An 18,513-nucleotide genomic window follows, 5' to 3' on the forward strand; every position below is an offset into this window, starting at 1 on the left:
AATATCTGACACATTTTTACGGATTGCATTTTTTACACGGATCATAACCTGCAGCAATCAGCGCATCCCTACTCTCTGATGAGGATTTTTTATTGCTCTCCTTCATCTGTTTGACCGATGAACAGGACGGCCGATGAAATTTCTTTGTATTGGTATTGAGGATATAGGATTCCGTGCTGGTCTGCTGAGAAGCTGCCTGCGTAACAGCCTGTGTGGCCTGCTCTGTTTCTGCCGTCTTGTTTGTTCCAGAAGCCGAGCTGTCCCCCGTCGCATAATTGATGTTAAAGGTCGCTTTACCCATTTTGAGGGATGTAAAGTGACCTTCTCTTAGTCAAATATAATGCCGTTCCTTTCTTCGCAAACCTTTACAGAAAGTACAAGCATCCATGTTTCGTTTTTGATAAAGAATCCGTTGCTTTGGTGAGCACTTATAATCGTGTGCACACACTGGGCATGTCCAACAAACAGGTGTTATGCAATTATCCAAAATCTGATCAGGATCACATAACAAATAGTTATCCAAATGGTTCCACTCATTCATTAAATCCGGATGCAATACGGCAAAGGAATTAACACCCGGAAGAACTTCTTTCATTGAACAATACACACAATCCACGTTTCCCGTTGCCATATCTCGAATAGAACTTATATATTCGCCACCACAATCAGGGCATTTCCAGAGTGCTCGGTAACATGAATTATTTAAATAATGTGACATTGGTTCTTCATTATTAGAAGACCATCGCGACATTAATTCTGGATTCGTTAACTTGAATTGACATAAACTTTTTCTTAAAATCACCTCCTCGTCTACTTCCTTTCACACTATCACCTCCAGAATCACACGCGCTCAAATGACAGATATCTCGTTCCCTGAAACGTAAGTTTCCCAATGTCGCCTTCCGCCAGCATTCCATATTCTCTGCCAGAAACCGACAGTTCCATCCGGTCACCGCTCTCTACCTGAAACGTGACATAGTAGCTGGTACTTGAAGTCGAATGGTAGCCATGAGTTCCAGACAGGTCACCCGCATTTGCATGGCTATGATGTGTGATATTTTCACGCTTTGCGATGATGGTTGCACTCACCGACAAACGCGGTGACTGATTGTTTTTATGCCATGTTCCGATTCCTGTCACAAACTGGAAGATGATCATGCCAAAAACCATTACGAAGATAATCGGAAACATAAACTCAAACAGCATAAACATATAGCTCACCTCTTCTTCATCTTTCGTCCAATGATTACTCTGAGCACAAAACATACGACAATCACGAAAAGCGAGGCAGCGATATACAGTAATGCTTCTGTATACCACGGTGCAGAATACGATTCGTATAGTTTCGGAAAGCGCTTATACCCATAGAAATCCATACCCGTTTTAATCACAATTATGTAGAAACTCGCATAGATAATATATTTTAATAAATCGTATAGTCCATCGTCTCCGCGATATTCTGTTTTAACCTTTTAGCATCGGCAAACTGGAATTTTCAAATTAGTCTTTGCAAATAACCTTTGAATCTTCACCATCAATTACAATTCCCTGACGGTTGTTAATTGGGCATAGATTCAAATCCGAAAACTCAGTCATTATTTTCTCGGTAACTTTCTTAAATGGTGCTGTAAGATAATGCGGAAGAACATAGAAATCAATCAAATCAATCCCTGCATCATCTTCTTGTGAGTAGTCCTCCGGCTTTTCATCCATTTGCTCGATATATTGGATGCTTGGAGCGCATATAATTGCGCCTGCCGACTCGCCGATCATCAATTTTCCATTTGCCAATTCCTTTTTCAGCAGTCCATCAGTTCCCGTTTTACGGAGCTGGTCCATAAGAAAGAAAGAATTTCCGCCGGTAAAATATATCACATCTGCTTCTTCAAAAACAGACTGTATCGTTGAATAAGCCTCCGTTGAAATATCAATTTCAGTTACGATTGCTCCCAACTTTTTGAATAATTTTCGAGCCGAGCCGACATAACCGGTGTAGCCTTCACGCAGTGAAGCTGTTGGAATAAATGCGACTTTCTTATTTTCAATTTCTTCCTTTATCAGACTTCCTACACTTGAAAAGTGCGAACATAAAAATAGTTTCATCAATATTCTCCTTTATAAATCCCGACTTGTTACTCACATTATATCATATTTTTTCTTCAGTTACATCCACCAAATTTTAGTACACTGCCATTCGGCTTGCTTCTGTAACCGGCATCCGTTTAATCTTCTCCTGCATTGTTTCCTTTGTATCTTCATTGATTTCTATACGGATTTCCCTTATGTTTTGATTAAGAATACCCTCTCAATGTATGAAAGGCCGGTTCAATTATATGTGTCTATTTTAATTCTGGAAACAGTTTCTCCAATTCTTCATGAAATGTCCCATTCCTTAATGGTTTGCCGCAGCGTCTCGATGGTCTGCGTTTTCTGCTCATTGATGTTCCGGTTTACAGCCTGCATTTCTTCCTCGGTTGTAGTAGATTCCTGCCAGCTTCTGTTCACGATCATTTTTCTGGATCTTCTGTTGGTTCTGGAAGTCTCCGGCTGCTTTTCCTATAACGGTATGGGTTTCCGTCTGAAACTTCCGTTCCGGATTTTCCTTTGTGGATACAGAAAGCTCTTTTCCATTAATAGAACCGTTTATAACAACATATCTTTCACGCATTTACTCCGATAGTCACTCGGCGATATTTTGTATCTTTCTTTAAATGTTCGGTTAAACGTTCTTTGACTTTCAAATCCACTATCCAGACAAATATTTGTAATAGAATCCCTTGTATTTTCCAGACGATAACATGCGTAGTTTAACCTTGCATCATTAAGATATTGATTGAAATTTCTATCGAAATCTTTACATTTACTGGGAAGTAAAACTTCATGTCAAGTTCTACTTTTGCAATCATATCCTCAATTTTTGTTTTTATATGGTAATCGCTGATTGCCTGCTCCGGACGTTTTAAAATGTACACATCCCGGAAAATACCACTCATACGGAATTTCATGAGATGGATATCGCTGTTACCTTTTTCAGTGAAAACTACCATCAGAATATTAATATTGACGATTATGCTGCCTCACGAGGGATGAGTGTCAGCTGGTTTATCCGAAATTTCAAAAAATTCACTGGTTCCACACCAATGCAATTTATTGTAGGAATCCGAATCACCAATGCTCAGATTTTACTTGAAACAACAACTTATTCCATCAATGAGATTTCTAAGATTGTCGGGTATGATAACCAGCTTTATTTCAGCCGACTCTTCCATAAGCTAAAAGGATATTCACCTAGAGAATACCAAAAGATAAGAAATAAGTTCTGAAAACCATAATATTATAAGAATCCAATTTATTTAAAAAGAGGATTAAAAATGTTACATTCCTAGTTTTCTTATCACAAGTTGCTTCTAATACATGATTCCCCTTAAATAAAAGATAATATAAAAAGGTCACTTTACCCATTTTGAGGGGGGTAACGTGACCTTCTCTTAGTCAAATATAATGCCGTTCCTTTCTTCGCAAACCTTTACAGAAAGTACAAGCATCCATGTTTCGTTTTTGATAAAGAATACATTGCTTTGGTGAGCACTTATAATCGTGTGCACACACTGGCATCGAATTCGATGCAGAAGAATAGCGCCTCACTTTGGCAAAGCAGGGCGCTATTCTCTGTTACAGGAAAAATCAGGTTATTCTCCCATGATCTGAACCGTATATTTTCTTATCTTCAGTCCATCGAACTCCACAAAATAAATATCCTGGGCACTTCCGCCCGCTACTTTTCCATCCATTACCGGAAGCACACAATGATTTCCGCAAAGCATTGACTTCAAATGTCCCGGGGCATTTCCGCTGCAGGTTCCATAGCTTGGGAGCATATGGGTATGCACGTAATCTCCGTCTGTTGGTATCAACCGTTCCAGCGTCAGTTCAATGTCCTTTTCCACACAGGGAAGGCTTTCATTTATCATAATCGCCGTAGTCGTGTGCATGGATATGACAAAAACAACTCCTGCTGTGATTCCGCTGGCAGCCACGTCCTTTTGCACCTGATCTGTGATTTTTACCATTTCAAATTCCTGTCTGCTGGCAATTTCATGCGTATAAGATTTAATAATCATAGCCTCTTCCTTTCATTCCCAGAAACACTTCCGCATTCTCTCCCAGGATTTTTTTCAGCACATCCGGACGAAGATTCAGTTTTTCCAGACCGTCCTTTGTTCTGACCTGGCGAAATCTGGGGAGGTTGGATCCATACATCACCTTATCCATCAGATTATTCTGCAGCCATCCCGGAGCCATATTTTTCAAGAAAATCTGTTCATAATAGTTTTTGGGGCTGTCCATAAATACCGTCGCCGTATCTGTATAAACATTGGGATACTTTAACAACAGCATGCACAGCTCATCCACCCAGGGCCATCCCAGATGCGACAGGCAGAACCGAAGCGTCGGATATTCCACGGCGATATCTTCAAACAAAATCGGACGTGTATATTTTGACGGGGAATCCGGTTCCCAGCTGAAGCCGCTGTGAAACAGCACCGGCTTGTCATACTTTGTGCACAGATCTAATAACGGTTTTAACCGTCTGTCATCCGGATACATATTTAAATGGGATAAATTCAGCTTCAGACCCATCAAATTCAGCTTTTCAAACGCGTCCTTCAGTTTTTCTGCCGCACATTCCTCTCGCGGATCGACACTGGCAAAGCCGATAAAGCGTTCCGGAAACAATTCTACGATCCTCTTTACTTCTTCGTTTGACACAATCGGCTGTCCCATCGATGCAGAATAATCTTCCGCAAGAATTACCGCCCGATCCACTCCGGCATGATCCATCACAGCCATGACCTGCTCCATGGGCACAGGAGATGATTTGTACAGGCCAAACGCCTTCTTTCTGAAATTCACCCTGTCCGAATCTGTACAGATCGGACCAAATAACACCGGGTGTACATGTACATCAATAATCACGAAACGACAACTCCTTTCTCTCCAAAGCTTCTTTTACACATGATAAGGTTCAAATATACTAACAATCTCAGCAGCCTTTTTCGCGCCGGAAAGCATACATTCCGGTATGCTCCTGCCCCGAAGAACTCCGCTCATAAAGCCGGCGCCATAGGAATCTCCCGCGCCTACGGTATTCACCAGCTTCGGTGCCGGTATGCACGGCTGTCGATAAAACTCTGTTCCGTCAAAAGCCAGAGAGCCTCCTTCCCCAAACGTGGCAAGCAGCACCTCGGCTCCCATGGAACAGCCCATCCGCAAAAGCTCTCTTACCTCCTCGGTCTCCTCTTCAAATGAAAAAATACCATAATTGATATTTTTTAGAATGGTCGGAACATCCTCATGCCGATACCGCTTGGAAAAATCAAAATAGATCTTCGTTCCCTTGCTTCTCATGTCCTTCAGCAATCCTGTCACATTCCACGAAAGATCGGTATGAATGTAATCCTGTGTCCGGATAAAATCCATATCCTCTCCCGTTGGCTGATATGGAATCATGACTCCTTTTTCCGCCCTGTGATGCACCCGGTCTCTGCCATTTAACAGCATCTCTATCACTGCCGTCTGTCCCCCGGGAACAATGGTAACATGTCCGGTATCTACCTTCCTTTTCTGACACGCTTCCAGCATAGACTGTCCATAGGCATCATCTCCAATCGCCGTCACCACGGACGGCACAAGCTCGGGAACCAAATCCATCAGATTAAACATTAGATCGATTCCATTGCCTGTCGGGTAACTGATATTTAAGTTTTTGTATACATCAATGCAGGTGAATCCTACCGCTGCAAACCGCATAGCTGCTCCTCCCTCTGTTTATCTTCGTCACTGCATATACATTTTTAAATTCCGTACATTTTTCTTATCATATTCAAACGGATTAAAATAATATGCGGCATCTGCTCCAAGCATTCCGGCATACGCTGCAAAATTCAGCGCCTGCCCCCCAGGAAACATGGTTTTTAAATGGATGTACTTATCACATACATTGTCCCCAATCCATATTACCATCATTTCCTCAGTTCCTTTAGTCGAATTCCTCTTCAATCGATTGATTATATATCATTATATAATGTTATGATATCATATTAGTGCTTCTGAATCATTTTGTCAATAGGATTTTATAAAAAAACAAGAAAAAAATGCAGCCACATTGAGCCTGCGCTCAACATGTCTGCATCATTCCTTTTTCTCTTCTTTTATTCCTCTATTCTTCTTCTCTTTTTCTGTTCTTCTTTATGTAACATGGATTATTTAAATAATGTGACATAGGACGCAATTCCTCCCGTCGTTTCGATCAATCTAAATTGACATAGTAATAAAATTATATTCCGTTCATTTTCTTTCTTTCCAGTTTACCCCAGTTCAGTTTGTTCTTCTTGTATCCCACAAATGCAGTCACACGGACAAATGCCAAATAAAAGCGGAGAAAAGTTGTTTCAAAAAAACAAGCAGTAATAGCAAGGATCAGTTCTCGAAAAGAAAGCCTCTGGTCAATGGTATAGATTCTTGAAAAATATGCAGTTAATGTGAGTAAAATACCATACAGGGCATAGCAGGCAAGAAATGCCAGCATAAATTTCACATTCAGCATATCCATCATCACAGATAAAACCATTGTAAGTATACCAAAAAGTTCAATAAATGGTGACAATAATTCGTAAAACAGAAAATAAATATAGGATAAAAGTCCTACAGCTCCGTACCGTGGGTTTGCCAGCATTTTACGGTGTCCCCACATACACTGGAACAATCCCCTCTGCCATCTTTTCCGCTGCTTGCCCAATTCACTTAATTTTTCCGGTGTTTGCGACCAGCAGATGGCATCCTGTGAAAAATCAATCTTATATGGCTTACGATTCATGCGGCTGAATTCATGAAGTCTGACTACCAGTTCCATATCCTCGCCCATTGTACTGCTGTCATATCCGCCTACGGCAATCACTGTTTTTTTCTCAAATAATCCAAAAGCTCCGGATATGATCATGTTTGCATTGATTTTATCCAACAGGATACGTGCTGCCAGAAAAGAACGGTCATATTCCAGGGATTGCATTCTTGCTATTATATTTCTAGGCAGCCTATATTTTATCACATGACCTTTTTTTATGACAACACCATTGGCTGGACGGACACTTCCACCAACGGCTATTACATTTTCGTCCTCCAGAACCGGACGAACGATTTTCTCCAGCGAATCATGCTGTAAAATAGAGTCCGCATCCATGCAGATAAACCAAGGATACCTGGCTGCATTGATTCCGGCATTTAGGCTGTCTGCTTTTCCGCCGTTCTTCTTGCGGATCAAAGTAATGGGTACTTTCTGGTTCGGGCATTCATAAACATCTTCCTCGGGCTGACATTGGATTAGATGACGGATCGGGCGCGCCACTCGCTCCATATGAAATGCATCAATCAGGACCTGAGATGTTTTGTCTTTAGAACCATCATCTATCACTATAATTTCATATAGTTTATAATCCAGGTTGAGAAGTGAAGTAACTGTGTCCTTCACCGTGACCTCCTCGTTATAAGCTGGAACAAGAATGGAAACCGGTATGTAATAGCTTTGCCACAGTTTATTGTGCAGCTGTTCAAGGCGGTATGATTTGTACAGTTCAATTGCTCCTGCTACAACCGACAAAAACAAAAAGCTGGAATATCCAATCAGATATATAATAAAAAACAGATTGACACATTCCAGAAAAAAACGAAATGCATCGGTCATAAACCCGCCCTCCTTTGTGCTTTTGCTGCATCCAACTGGTACTCTAACATTTCTTTTGCATAGCGGTCATTTCCCTGTAAAATATCAGCTAATGCGTCCCTATCTGTATTCAGAACTGCAAGGCTTTTTGCAGCATTATGCCGGACATACCAGTTTTTACTGGAAATCTCTTTTTTCAAAATTTCCAGTGTCTGCGGTCCGGGATACATAGCAAGAGCGGAAATACAGGCATTCTGCAATTCCCAGCTCCCTTCCTTTTCTTCTTTGGCGTGATGAAGCAAAAAAGAAACACTTCTTTCATCCTGATATCTGCCAAAATAGCGGACACATGCGATCTGAATTTCCATATCCTGGCTTGTTTCCAACATAGACAGCATTTCATCCTTCCAGTTTGACGATGCATATCGAATATAATCCAACAGGTTTACCTGCATCCTTGGATGAAATTCACTCAATTTTTCCCAAAGGAGTGGTATCAGTTCTTCTTTTTTATCGAAGGAAAGAAGTCCATCTGCAAGTATTTTTTTATGCGGAAGCAGCTGTTCATTTGCATTCAGGAATTCCAATGCCTGCATAACTGCGTGTATATCTTCTGAACTGTATAACGCCCGCAAAGCATTCTCTCTGCAATAGAGACTTTTATTTCCAAGCAGGTCAAAAAGAAATGGGAAAACAATTTCCTTAGCCTGGAATTTCGTCATATGAAATATGGCAAATACATAAGCCAAGCAGGCCTTTTCCATATCCGATTTTCTTTTATAAACCGGGATCAGTTCTTCCATCAGCCGACTTACAGATGCGATTCCCTGCTGGAATTGTTCCGGCATACTGTTTTCAACTTTATATAATGCTTCACTGAACGTCAGAAGTCTACTGGTTGACTGGAGCTCTTTAACCAGCCTTTTTTCCTGCTTTTTATTTTCCGTTATATTATCTAAAAACAGCTGTCTGTATTCTTCGCAATATCGTTGTTCCCTCCTTTTCAGAACACAGGAACGATATCTTGAAATTATCTCTGTGAAGCAGTTAAACAGAATAATCCCCACACAGACAATAAAATAAAAAACAATCACAAATTGTGCTATCATTCGTGTCCCTTTCCTGTCCAGTATGTCTTCAGAACCTGGTATGCTTCTTTTAATCTTTCATGGTAAGATACTGTATTTTCCCATCCTTTCAGTTTAAGTCGTCCCATCTCGATTGTATTTCCTTCTCTGCCAAGACCTATAAACATCTCTTTGATCCCCACTGCTTCTATGCCATAATTTCCGTCATAATAATCATCATGAATCTGCATTCGGGACGGATCAGAAAAATTCAGCAGCTGCCATGGGATTCTAATTTCCACATCATCTCCGTTACAGATAAAATCTGCTCTGGAATCATAATCAGATGCAGATGGATTTCCATTACCATAATACAGCTTTCCACTTTCAAAAGTTCTTAACGGTGTGGCAGCATCCTGATACTGACCAATAACATCCCGTAATACCATGCAGATGTTTTCGAATACAGCGCTATCCCGAGCCGGTGGATCAATATAAGAATCTTCTCCTGTAATATCTTCCTCATAATTGGCATGAATGGGATTATAACGATCCTGAACCAACAGACGAGTATTATCTTTTCCATTTAAGATCAGTACAAAATCTGTAGGTCTTTCAAATTCTGCTGTACAATTTTCCATACGGGTACTGCCTGTTTTAGGGGTCGTATCAACCGGAACATACAGCGTGTCATTTTCCAGATCAAAGCCCTTTTTATGGAGATATAAATAAACATCGGAGGCATCATACTTCACACTGATGAAAGAGCCGTCTTCATATTGGATCACCATATCTTTATCCGTCCATTCGGAAGTATCCCCGTCCACGTAACAAACACTTTCTTTTTCCCCACAGTCAAATGCCAGCAAGCCAAAATGCTGGTCATTTGTCTGAGCATCTTCCCAGTAAATATTACGGCTTAAATCTACAGCATACATGGTATTCCAGGTATGCTTGAACCATTCATCCTGCCAGGAATAGACACAGCCTCCGGAAAGTCCGGCAGCCATAATGTCTTCATAACAATCTACCAGAATCTTTCCCTGTTCTTTTTCAGAATAGTATCCAAGTCCTCTGCTGGTCACCTGATTCTCCTGAATCTCACCTCGTCCTGTGGCTGCACCAAATTCAACAGCCAAAACCGGCATTGTATGGTGTTCGTTTAAAAGTCTTAAATATGCCCGATAAGTATTCCGTTTTCCGTCAGGAGTGATACAGTCACTAAAGTCAATCTTTTTATCAGACAAACTGTTCCATGTTGTGTATTCCATACAGGAAAGGTAATCCTGATCATATGGAGATGCACTGTAGCTGGCAAACTGACCTGATATAAATTTATCAGTTGCAGTTATATGTTCTGCGTCGATCCGGGCACATTTTCGGAAATATTCTGCAATCTCTTTAGGATAATCAAAGGGATCTGTTGCATTTCCACTGGAAAAGGAGATCAGACGCTGCTCATCATATCTTGTTGATTCATAGTACAGCATCCTGTCACCTGTTTCTGCAAGCAGGGATTCAAAGGCAGAGGCATCTTTTGAAGCAGTAAGATAGGTTCCTTTATACGGTTCCATATCCGGATATTTCTCATCTGTATATGCAACGGTTGTATCTTCCCATCCATTTCCGATAATATATCCCAGCACCCATTTCGAGACATCGTGTAAATAAAGTCCTGTACTTGTATCTGCATCATTATTGATGATCAGTCGTTTTCCATGGATCACATCTACAGTGACCAGGCAATTATCCAGAAGCTTTCCTGCAAAGGAGTCGGCATATGCATCCACTCGGGAGTTCTGTATATAATCATTTACCCAGATTCCCTGAAGTAAATATAACGGCTCCTCATGTTGGGAATTGTATTCATAGAACGCTTTATAAAAAGACGGATTCTGGACAGAATAGACTCTCAGCGTATTTGCTCCTGCTTCCTGGATCAGCTGAAACCAGCGCAGATAGGTTTCTTTGGTGATCGCATAATCGGTAGACCATTCACCTGGAATACCGCTTCCCATGTCAATTCCTCTGACTTCAAATGGTTTCCACTTATCTTTGTCCTTTATAAGGATCTCTTTATTCTCAGTCCGGACAAATGTGTTTACATGATTGTCCCGGCCTGAGTCTACATAAAATCCGCCATAAAACACAGCTATAAATCCAATAAATACAAGCAGAATGATGGCAGATATACTGATAATAAATCGTTTCATATTTTAATCATTAACCTCATTATACTGCTTTACACGGGAGGATGCTGAATACTGACGCAGAGTCTCAATGTTTTCATCCAGCCATTTTCCTCTGTTTCGCAAGTAACCTTTTAACTGTCCTTCAGCGGCAGATCTGCTGTCAAGATTTCTCGATACCGGAACCAGAAGTCCCTTTGCCTGCTGTTCCACACTTCCCCATCGTGCATCGTTTCTTGCAAGAGCTGGTGCGATAAAATCAAGGGTTTCATCGATATAACGATAAAGTGATTCCTCACTTAACAGACCTTTTCGCAAGGAATGATATCGCTGGATGATCCGTTCAGTAAAATCCTCATCTTTGATAAGCATTTCAAACCATAATCGGTTGTTCAGGAAAAATCCTGTATAAGGAAGTTCCTCCTCGAAATAGTTATTGCAGGCATTATTAAAATCCCATACACACATACGATACAGATTATCGGTTCCCTTATAAATATAAGTGGAATAGTTTCCGGCATCTGCATTACTGGAAAGCTCATTGATTATAAAGTAATCTACAAAGCTGTCTACATCTATCATAGAAGTGTAGCCATGTTTTTCCCTGTCATAATCATATGAATACAGAGTTTTTTCAAAATTTGAAAAATCCTGCCGGATTTCTTCTGTCAGTCTGGCATCCCTGTTCCTGCTTCCGGGATATTCTATCTGCAGCAGGAAGGGGGTTTTGTAGGTATACGTTGTAAAGCTGTTTAAAGCTTCTTCGCCCGCATGCTGATGATCCAGGCGAAGCAGGTATCCGGAAAATGCGCTGCGCTTGGCATTTACACGAAGTCCCAGCCTGGCGCCATCTTTTCCGCCGGTTATCATTTCAGTCATTACATATAGACCTTCATATTCATCATTAAGAATTACTTCGCAGAATCTTACATTTGGCGCATAAGACATCATTTCTCCGGCAAGATTGTAAAACATATAATTTCGTATGGCTGTTTTATCGAGCCAGGGACCGTATAATACCCATTCATGGTGCGCATCCATTCCCATAATGGAAAGCGGATTGTTTTCCCCTTTTTTATCTACAAGTCTGATGGCATAGCTTGGCTTATCAAACGTTCTTGAGGAATTACCTCTCATTCGTATACGGATTTCAGAAGATACATCTGCCGTTTCATTTGCATGATGGTACTCTTTGCTGTCATTCCCAATTATATCCATCTGAGCAGCAATTGTAGTTTCCCCATCCGTAGCGCGTGTATAAATGCGGTTGTTTCCATCATCCTTAATGGGTCTTCCCGGGATTTCCATCCCATCTGTATCAATTTTGACAATCGGAAGATATGTACACAGACCGCCATCCGCAGGATCCGTACATGGTTCCTGGGGAATTTCCTGTTCATGCTGATGAATTCTCTCTGTTTTTCGGTAGTCCTTATAAGACAATGGCGCAAAAACGGCAATCAGGATAACCGCAAAGCAGCATATAAATCCTATTATTTTATATTTCATATCAGTTATAAATCTCATCGCTTTGAGCTACAATATTAACACTTTCGATTTGTCCAAGGTTATAGAAATCATCTGTTAAAGCCGGATACTGTTTCTGAACTTTCTCCAGTATTTTTCTGGATAATTCATAAATGTACTCAGCATTTTCCTCTGTCGTATTTTTTACCCGAAGAACGACACCAGTCCCAAAATAACGAAAGACCTGGGATTCTATATTTTCACAGCGGCTTCTTTTTGCACGGATGATCAAAAGCATACGGTTATCACTGCGAATCGCTCCCATGATAAGAAAAATAAGAAAAATAGCAGAACTGCCTACTGCAGCAACCAGATAATCTCCAACTCCACAGCATATTCCCACAATAATCGTCCAGAAAATATATACAGTATCTCTGGAATCTTTTATTGCAGTTCGAAAACGCACAATAGATAATGCACCGACCATACCAAGCGACAATGCAATATTGTTTCCTATGACAGTCATAACTGTTCCTGTCATAACCGTCAGAACGATCAGTGTTACTCCAAATTTTTTGCTGTAAATCGTTCCCTTATGTGAAATCACATATGAAATAAAAATAAACAGACCAATAACAGCACTTACCAGAATATGCATTATAATTTGCTGCCAGGTCATATCCCCCTGTTGGGCAAGCAGGTTATAAATCGTCTCTTTCATTTCCTTTCCTCCTAAAACCTGTAGTTACAGCCAACTTGTCTTGCCATACAATATTTGCTCACGGAAAGCTCGCTTTTCTGAACGGGCAGAAGCATATGCTTGATATAGCTTAACAAAAAGCCATTGTATTTTACTTCCAGCACTACAGCAAAAGGCGACATTACACTGTTTAACACCAGATTTCTATCAAACACATTAAAATTCACTTCATTAGCCCGTATTCCGGAATCAAAGGTTATTCGAATAGAGTTTTCTGGCGCGATAAATGCAAATCTGTCATATTCTACAACTGTTTTAGGACGGTATGCCCACATTTCCATAATTGAATAACATTCCTGTCCAAACTCACTGCCACTGTTTAAAAGTACAGAATAATCACCCTCAATGAGAGCCTGCGCTTCCTTTCTGGATAATCTTAATGACCGCTTTCGCTGATATGGTCCCTGCTTCTGCTTCATTTCAAACAGTGCAAAATCCGCATCAGGACTATATACCCGCAAACGAAACTTCCTTCTTAACTCCAGACCATCTTCTTTTTCCTGAAAATCCCGATTTGACAAAGAATCAAAGTACAAAGAACGTACCTGGTAACCATCGGATCCATTATGTAAATCGGTATGAACCACATTTGACAGATAATTCCGGAGTTTTAAAGCTTCTGCCTGATTCAGCAGAAATTTCTTTTCTTCCCGCAGTACATCGCGCACAGTATTATTTCCTCCTGCTTTTGCTTTTTAGTAAATAGAACTATAGTATACATCCATAAAATTTTTCTGTCTATATATAGAATATAACTTCATACTATACAATGACCTCTCAGTTACTATTCAGGGATTAGCTGGACTTGAGGATAAAAATTAAATTTCCATGTGTTCCCCGTGATTTTTTGTATTATCACCTGATTACCGTTCCAAACACTATGCCACATCTTCATACAAGCTCAACCATTCTATCTTCTATTGACACCACTTTCGTTATAAAAACGTTCCTTACTCTCATACATTCTCTCATCTGCAGCTTTGGAGATTTCGTATATGCTGTCCCAATTTCCCTCTGTACTGAAAACCCATCCATATGAAACAGTCATTGAATCCACAAACTCACCGTGCCAGTTAGTTATGTTGGATTTAAATCTATGTATCATATTTTCAAACTCGTTTATATCCTCTGTAATGATAACAGCAAACTCATCTCCACCGATCCTATAAATCTTTCCATATTCATTAAAACTATTTTTCATACAATCAGCCGCTGCACGTATAAGCTCATCACCTGCCACATGACCATAGGTATCATTTACTCGCTTCAGCCCATTTAAATCTATAGAAATGTACACCCACTCATCACAAATCTTAAGCTTGTTTATATCATTCTCATATGCATGTCTATTAAGACATCTGGTAAGCTCATCTGTATTTGATGTGTATATCAGCTTTTCTTTTTCCAATTTTTCTTTTGCAATTTTGGAAAATGTATATGTTATACAACACGATGCTAATACCATATAGGCACCAACTATACAAATAGCAATAATACTGCCTTGCAAATAAAATGAATCCTCCACCGTTACAGCAACAATATATTTATCATCCTGACGAATTATACATCTGCAATGGCTTCCATCCACTTTGATATGTAGTACAGTTACACCATCACTATTGACACGATCCGATGGTATTCCTATTTCCTCAAGTTTTTTTCCTATTTCACTCCTGTCTGTAGCACCCTCGATAGTCTGTGTATCTACATCTGCCGCAACAATTCCCATCCCTTTATATACTGGCATTCCCGATACTACATTAGAAATGGTATTCTGCTTTATCTCATCGAGAAGTCTTTTGGGCTCAATGCCCACCTGAATCATCTTCGTTCCATCCTCATTCCAAGTGATCGCATACATCATTTCCTTGGCTTCCGAAGTATTAGGGGTAACATCCTGACACATTGTCAACGATTTATTTTCAAGCATTGGCTTAAAATATCCCATCTGCTCGCCAGAATAAAAATTATAACCAAAATACTTTGGCACCGAACCACTATAAATATACCCGTGCTCATCAAACAAATGTATTTCATCAATCGCCATTAATTTCGCTATTTTCTGCAATTCATCAACATCACATTCTATCTCAGGATTGGCATCAATAATATACGACACTGCTTTAGCCCTTATAATATAATCATCCTTTAACGATTTAATAAGTTCGTTCTTGCTCTTATCATTTTTATTAAGCACAGTAATCACACGATCAACAAGTACTTTCGATGTTCCATATGCATTTCTGTCATTGACATATTTCAGAATACTCGCTTCAAGCAGTAATGCAATAACAATTATTACAACAGATAAAGTTACAATTTTCCTCTTCTTCATATTTTCCTCTATCTCTTTGTCATTCGTACCTAAGCGGTTGTTCCCACCACTCATCTCTTCGACTACATTATCTTCAGATTCCCAAATTATGTAGAATGATCCTGCACCATAATCACAATATTATTCTGATAGATCCTGCTCAAATAACAATTTTCAAAAAACGGCTCATTTACTATTAATTAAACTATACCACATTGTTAATCTATTTTCTATACACCTTTACTAGTGTGCCGACAAGTTGATTTCTAACGCAAAGTGCATTACCATAAATTATCCAAATTCATTTATCAAAAAGGAGTTTTTTATGGGACGTCATACGCAATATATAGTTTCTCTTGAAAAATCAGTCATTAAAGGAAGGTGTCATCTGTCATCGGCATCTCTATTTCCTAAAATTGAAATGTGCGGTCAACCACGGGCATTTCCGTGACCGGCCTCATGTGTTTTATATCTACAAACCGGTGAGTAAATTCTGTGATTGTATAAAGATAAAGTACATTTTGAAATTTTTGTACTTTATGCTATAATCCTTGTATCTAAGCCATTTATTAACCACTAACTATAAAGTACAAAATTTTTTACTTTTAAATTTTTCGATGAAAAAGGCTAATTTCGTACTTTATTAAAAAAGCAAAAAAGGCATCGTACAAAAATTTTAAAAGTTGAACACTTAAATTTCTCACAGTTTTCACAGAAAGGAAATGTTTATGATAAAAGGAACCTTATATGGTGTAGGAGTAGGTCCGGGCGATCCGCGGCTCATGACGTATCTGGCAGTTGACACGATTCAGAAGTGCCCGGTGATTGCGGTACCGGCGGATGGAAAGGAAAATGCAGTTTCCTATAAAATTGCCAGCGGGATCGTGGAAAATCTGGATGAAAAGGAATGCTTAAACCTCACTACTCCGATGACAAAAGATAAAGCTGTTTTAAATGCAGCATACCAGGCTGCCTCGGATCAGATTATAGAGCAGCTGGAACAGGGGAAGGATGTTGCCTGCCTCACGCTCGGAGATCCGACGATTTACAGTACCTATATTTATATCCATCGAATTGTAAAAGCACATGGTTATGCAACTGAAATCATCAATGGCATTCCGTCCTTCTGCGCGGTCAGCGCCAAGCTTCAGGACAGTCTTGTTGACCGCTCAGAACAGCTTCATATTATTCCGTCCACTTATGATATTGAGGCGGCGCTGGAACTTCCAGGTACCAAGGTTCTGATGAAAGCAGCTTCCAAGATGCCGCTTGTCAAGGCGACCCTGAAAGAAAAGCATATGACAGGTATCATGATCGAAAATTGTGGTATGCCAGAGGAGCATATTTATCATAAAATCGATGAAATTCCAGAACGGGCAAGTTATTATTCGATTATTGTCGTGAAGGAAGGGAACCATGATTGAATTAAAGCATCTGACAAAAAAATACGATCATTTTCTGGCGGTCGAGGATCTGAACCTGAAAATTGAGACAGGCGAGTTCTTTGGGCTTTTGGGACCGAATGGTGCCGGAAAAACGACCACCATCGGAATGCTCTCCACTCTCCTGCTTCCGACTTCGGGTGAAATCTGGATCAACGGAGAGCTGCTGACCCGTCAGAAAAATCAGCTGAAACAAAAACTCAGTGTCGTTACGCAGGAATACTCGATGCGTCAGGATATGACAATGAACGAGATTATGGAATATCAGGGACGTCTTTATTATATGCCGCTCAGAAAGATTCGGGAGCGATCAGAGGAATTGCTGGAATTCTGCGGGTTGATCGATTATCGGAAGAGAACCGTCCGAAAGCTTTCCGGAGGCATGAAGCGGAAGCTGATGGTCTGCCGGGCACTTTTAACGGAACCGGAAATCCTTCTTCTGGATGAACCGACTGCAGGGATGGATGCATTTGCCCGCCGTCAGATGTGGAATCTTCTGAAAAAGCTGAATCAGCAAAAGCTTACCATTCTTCTGACAACGCATTATATGGAGGAAGCAGAAACGCTTTGTGACCGTGTCGGCTTTATGTGCGGTGGACGTCTGGAGGAAACAGATGCTCCGGGGCATATGATAGAGACGCTGGGGCGGTATGCGGTTGATGAGACTTCACCAGATGGGCTGAAATCACACTATTTTCATGGAAAGGAGGAGGCAATTCAGTATTTGTCCGCGTCAGAACAGGAAACAGCGCTTCGCAGTACGACATTGGAAGATGTATTTCTGGAGACAATCGGGCAGCAGCTGGAATGCCGGTAAAAATGGGTATTCTTACTGTGTTATGGGAAAAATGGGTAGAATTCCGGCGGGATTTTTATAAAATCACGCTGGCTGCCATGATTGCCCCTCTTTTATATATTCTGGTGTTTGGTCTTGGAATCCAGACCATGTCGCACGGACAATCGTATCTGAACTTTCTGATTCCGGGAGTGGTTGCCCTGACGACCATGAACGGCAGTTTCAATGCTATCGCCCAGAATTTAAACGTCCAGAGATTGTACGAAAAAGCATTTGACCAGGTCATCATCTCTCCTACCCCGCTGTGGCAGTTCATCGCGGGACAGATCATCGGCGGAAGTCTCCGGGGATTATATGCGGGAGCCGTGATTATTCTTCTGATTTTGCCGATCGGAACGGGGCTCTGTTTTAACGGCTGGTCGTTTCTTCTAATGTTTTTAAACGGATCTGTGTTTTCCACAATTGGAGTTGTGGTATCTTTTTATGCCAAAAACCATGCCGATGTGCCGCGCTTTTCGAATTACGTGATTATGCCGATGGCATATCTGTGCAATACATTCTTTTCAGCCCGGAGTATGCCGGATGGTCTGCGCCAGGTGATTGAATATCTGCCGTTATCGCAGACCAGTGCGGCGCTTCGCAGCATCGCCAATCATGAGGCATTTTCTTATACAACGATTGGGATCCTGCTTCTGTATCTGGCGTGTTTTTCGGTTGCTGCGTCCTGGTTTCTGTATAAGAAAAAGAATTTATAAACA

The 18,513-nt window shown here is 40.6% G+C and carries 19 protein-coding genes and 1 pseudogene; 4 read left to right on the forward strand and 16 right to left on the reverse strand.

The genetic code is table 11. The features are described 5' to 3' along the window. Window positions 1-16 precede the first annotated feature (16 nt). The 5 genes and pseudogenes from DXC57_RS00875 to DXC57_RS00905 form a co-directional block, all read right to left on the reverse strand. A complete protein-coding gene (locus DXC57_RS00875; protein ID WP_118650727.1) occupies window positions 17-301 on the reverse strand; it encodes an Ada metal-binding domain-containing protein in 285 nt (94 codons plus the stop codon). Between the two features lie 539 nt (window positions 302-840). Next, a complete protein-coding gene (locus DXC57_RS00885; RefSeq protein WP_118650729.1) occupies window positions 841-1,212 on the reverse strand; it encodes a DUF2500 domain-containing protein in 372 nt (123 codons plus the stop codon). Window positions 1,213-1,500: 288 nt separating this feature from the next. Next, window positions 1,501-2,103: a Type 1 glutamine amidotransferase-like domain-containing protein gene (locus tag DXC57_RS00895; protein ID WP_007888235.1), complete on the reverse strand. Its 603-nt coding sequence runs from the start codon at window positions 2,101-2,103 to the stop codon at window positions 1,501-1,503. A 270-nt stretch (window positions 2,104-2,373) separates the two neighbouring features. Continuing rightward, window positions 2,374-2,511, reverse strand: coding sequence for a hypothetical protein (locus tag DXC57_RS15385; RefSeq protein ID WP_181986193.1), 138 nt, complete (start codon window positions 2,509-2,511; stop codon window positions 2,374-2,376). Window positions 2,512-2,643: 132 nt separating this feature from the next. Further along, a pseudogene (locus DXC57_RS00905) lies at window positions 2,644-2,844 on the reverse strand (helix-turn-helix transcriptional regulator); the annotation flags it as partial. Between the two features lie 164 nt (window positions 2,845-3,008). Here DXC57_RS00905 and DXC57_RS00915 point away from each other — a divergent pair. After that, on the forward strand, window positions 3,009-3,323 hold the full coding sequence (locus DXC57_RS00915) for an AraC family transcriptional regulator (RefSeq protein ID WP_347501631.1): 315 nt from the start codon (window positions 3,009-3,011) through the stop codon (window positions 3,321-3,323). Between the two features lie 366 nt (window positions 3,324-3,689). On the opposite strand, the gene DXC57_RS00920 is transcribed toward DXC57_RS00915, so the two are convergent. The 11 genes from DXC57_RS00920 to DXC57_RS00970 all read right to left on the reverse strand — a co-directional run bounded on the left by DXC57_RS00920 (window position 3,690) and on the right by DXC57_RS00970 (window position 15,538). Beyond that, window positions 3,690-4,121 (reverse strand): secondary thiamine-phosphate synthase enzyme YjbQ, encoded by a 432-nt coding sequence (locus tag DXC57_RS00920; protein ID WP_022358626.1) that lies wholly within the window; start codon window positions 4,119-4,121, stop codon window positions 3,690-3,692. Next, window positions 4,111-4,977 carry an amidohydrolase family protein gene (locus DXC57_RS00925; protein ID WP_022358627.1) on the reverse strand — a complete coding sequence of 289 codons (867 nt, stop codon included), beginning with the start codon at window positions 4,975-4,977 and terminating at the stop codon, window positions 4,111-4,113. The genes DXC57_RS00920 and DXC57_RS00925 overlap by 11 nt, the downstream gene beginning before the upstream one ends. A gap of 33 nt (window positions 4,978-5,010) precedes the next feature. Further along, entirely contained in the window at window positions 5,011-5,811 is an 801-nt protein-coding gene (locus tag DXC57_RS00930; protein WP_118491397.1) for a PfkB family carbohydrate kinase, read from the reverse strand. A 27-nt stretch (window positions 5,812-5,838) separates the two neighbouring features. Then, on the reverse strand, window positions 5,839-6,027 hold the full coding sequence (locus DXC57_RS15820) for a hypothetical protein (RefSeq protein ID WP_279221060.1): 189 nt from the start codon (window positions 6,025-6,027) through the stop codon (window positions 5,839-5,841). Window positions 6,028-6,337: 310 nt separating this feature from the next. Further along, window positions 6,338-7,741, reverse strand: a complete 1,404-nt coding sequence (locus DXC57_RS00940; protein ID WP_118650735.1) for a glycosyltransferase — start codon at window positions 7,739-7,741, stop codon at window positions 6,338-6,340. After that, entirely contained in the window at window positions 7,738-8,568 is an 831-nt protein-coding gene (locus DXC57_RS00945) for a HEAT repeat domain-containing protein (protein ID WP_147354064.1), read from the reverse strand. The genes DXC57_RS00940 and DXC57_RS00945 overlap by 4 nt, the downstream gene beginning before the upstream one ends. A gap of 257 nt (window positions 8,569-8,825) precedes the next feature. Next, window positions 8,826-11,000 carry a hypothetical protein gene (locus DXC57_RS00950; protein WP_118650739.1) on the reverse strand — a complete coding sequence of 725 codons (2,175 nt, stop codon included), beginning with the start codon at window positions 10,998-11,000 and terminating at the stop codon, window positions 8,826-8,828. Window positions 11,001-11,003: 3 nt separating this feature from the next. Then, window positions 11,004-12,485, reverse strand: a complete 1,482-nt coding sequence (locus DXC57_RS00955) for a CotH kinase family protein (protein ID WP_182457179.1) — start codon at window positions 12,483-12,485, stop codon at window positions 11,004-11,006. A gap of 1 nt (window position 12,486) precedes the next feature. Further along, a complete protein-coding gene (locus tag DXC57_RS00960) occupies window positions 12,487-13,164 on the reverse strand; it encodes a DUF4956 domain-containing protein (protein WP_118467686.1) in 678 nt (225 codons plus the stop codon). 11 nt (window positions 13,165-13,175) lie between these two features. Further along, window positions 13,176-13,871: a polyphosphate polymerase domain-containing protein gene (locus tag DXC57_RS00965; RefSeq protein WP_118538223.1), complete on the reverse strand. Its 696-nt coding sequence runs from the start codon at window positions 13,869-13,871 to the stop codon at window positions 13,176-13,178. Window positions 13,872-14,113: 242 nt separating this feature from the next. Continuing rightward, entirely contained in the window at window positions 14,114-15,538 is a 1,425-nt protein-coding gene (locus tag DXC57_RS00970; protein ID WP_118651302.1) for a GGDEF domain-containing protein, read from the reverse strand. Window positions 15,539-16,245: 707 nt separating this feature from the next. Here DXC57_RS00970 and cobI point away from each other — a divergent pair. The 3 genes from cobI to DXC57_RS00985 are packed head-to-tail and all read left to right on the forward strand — an operon-like array spanning window position 16,246 to window position 18,510. After that, complete coding sequence (cobI, locus tag DXC57_RS00975; RefSeq protein ID WP_207722913.1) at window positions 16,246-16,941, forward strand: precorrin-2 C(20)-methyltransferase; 696 nt, start codon at window positions 16,246-16,248, stop codon at window positions 16,939-16,941. Beyond that, on the forward strand, window positions 16,934-17,776 hold the full coding sequence (locus DXC57_RS00980) for an ABC transporter ATP-binding protein (protein ID WP_118467689.1): 843 nt from the start codon (window positions 16,934-16,936) through the stop codon (window positions 17,774-17,776). The genes cobI and DXC57_RS00980 overlap by 8 nt, the downstream gene beginning before the upstream one ends. Beyond that, complete coding sequence (locus DXC57_RS00985) at window positions 17,767-18,510, forward strand: ABC transporter permease (protein ID WP_243021941.1); 744 nt, start codon at window positions 17,767-17,769, stop codon at window positions 18,508-18,510. Before DXC57_RS00980 ends, DXC57_RS00985 begins: the two co-directional genes overlap by 10 nt. Window positions 18,511-18,513 lie beyond the last annotated feature (3 nt).

The organism is Clostridium sp. TF06-15AC (assembly GCF_003481165.1).
Classification (GTDB): Bacteria; Bacillota; Clostridia; order Lachnospirales; family Lachnospiraceae; genus Otoolea; species Otoolea fessa.

Excerpts from the sequence above, each read along its gene's own strand:
- DXC57_RS00930 (WP_118491397.1), bottom strand. The coding sequence starts at position 5,811 with ATGCGGTTTGCAGCGGTAGGATTCACCTGCATTGATGTATACAAAAAC.
- DXC57_RS00895 (WP_007888235.1), bottom strand. The coding sequence starts at position 2,103 with ATGAAACTATTTTTATGTTCGCACTTTTCAAGTGTAGGAAGTCTGATA.
- DXC57_RS00980 (WP_118467689.1), top strand. The coding sequence starts at position 16,934 with ATGATTGAATTAAAGCATCTGACAAAAAAATACGATCATTTTCTGGCG.
- DXC57_RS00915 (WP_347501631.1), top strand. The coding sequence starts at position 3,009 with ATGGATATCGCTGTTACCTTTTTCAGTGAAAACTACCATCAGAATATT.
- DXC57_RS00955 (WP_182457179.1), bottom strand. The coding sequence starts at position 12,485 with ATGAAATATAAAATAATAGGATTTATATGCTGCTTTGCGGTTATCCTG.
- DXC57_RS00945 (WP_147354064.1), bottom strand. The coding sequence starts at position 8,568 with ATGCCGGAACAATTCCAGCAGGGAATCGCATCTGTAAGTCGGCTGATG.
- DXC57_RS15385 (WP_181986193.1), bottom strand. The coding sequence starts at position 2,511 with ATGATCGTGAACAGAAGCTGGCAGGAATCTACTACAACCGAGGAAGAA.
- DXC57_RS00920 (WP_022358626.1), bottom strand. The coding sequence starts at position 4,121 with ATGATTATTAAATCTTATACGCATGAAATTGCCAGCAGACAGGAATTT.
- cobI (WP_207722913.1), top strand. The coding sequence starts at position 16,246 with ATGATAAAAGGAACCTTATATGGTGTAGGAGTAGGTCCGGGCGATCCG.
- DXC57_RS00985 (WP_243021941.1), top strand. The coding sequence starts at position 17,767 with ATGCCGGTAAAAATGGGTATTCTTACTGTGTTATGGGAAAAATGGGTA.
- DXC57_RS00940 (WP_118650735.1), bottom strand. The coding sequence starts at position 7,741 with ATGACCGATGCATTTCGTTTTTTTCTGGAATGTGTCAATCTGTTTTTT.
- DXC57_RS00885 (WP_118650729.1), bottom strand. The coding sequence starts at position 1,212 with ATGTTTATGCTGTTTGAGTTTATGTTTCCGATTATCTTCGTAATGGTT.
- DXC57_RS00970 (WP_118651302.1), bottom strand. The coding sequence starts at position 15,538 with ATGAAGAAGAGGAAAATTGTAACTTTATCTGTTGTAATAATTGTTATT.
- DXC57_RS00950 (WP_118650739.1), bottom strand. The coding sequence starts at position 11,000 with ATGAAACGATTTATTATCAGTATATCTGCCATCATTCTGCTTGTATTT.
- DXC57_RS00960 (WP_118467686.1), bottom strand. The coding sequence starts at position 13,164 with ATGAAAGAGACGATTTATAACCTGCTTGCCCAACAGGGGGATATGACC.
- DXC57_RS00875 (WP_118650727.1), bottom strand. The coding sequence starts at position 301 with ATGGGTAAAGCGACCTTTAACATCAATTATGCGACGGGGGACAGCTCG.
- DXC57_RS15820 (WP_279221060.1), bottom strand. The coding sequence starts at position 6,027 with ATGATGGTAATATGGATTGGGGACAATGTATGTGATAAGTACATCCAT.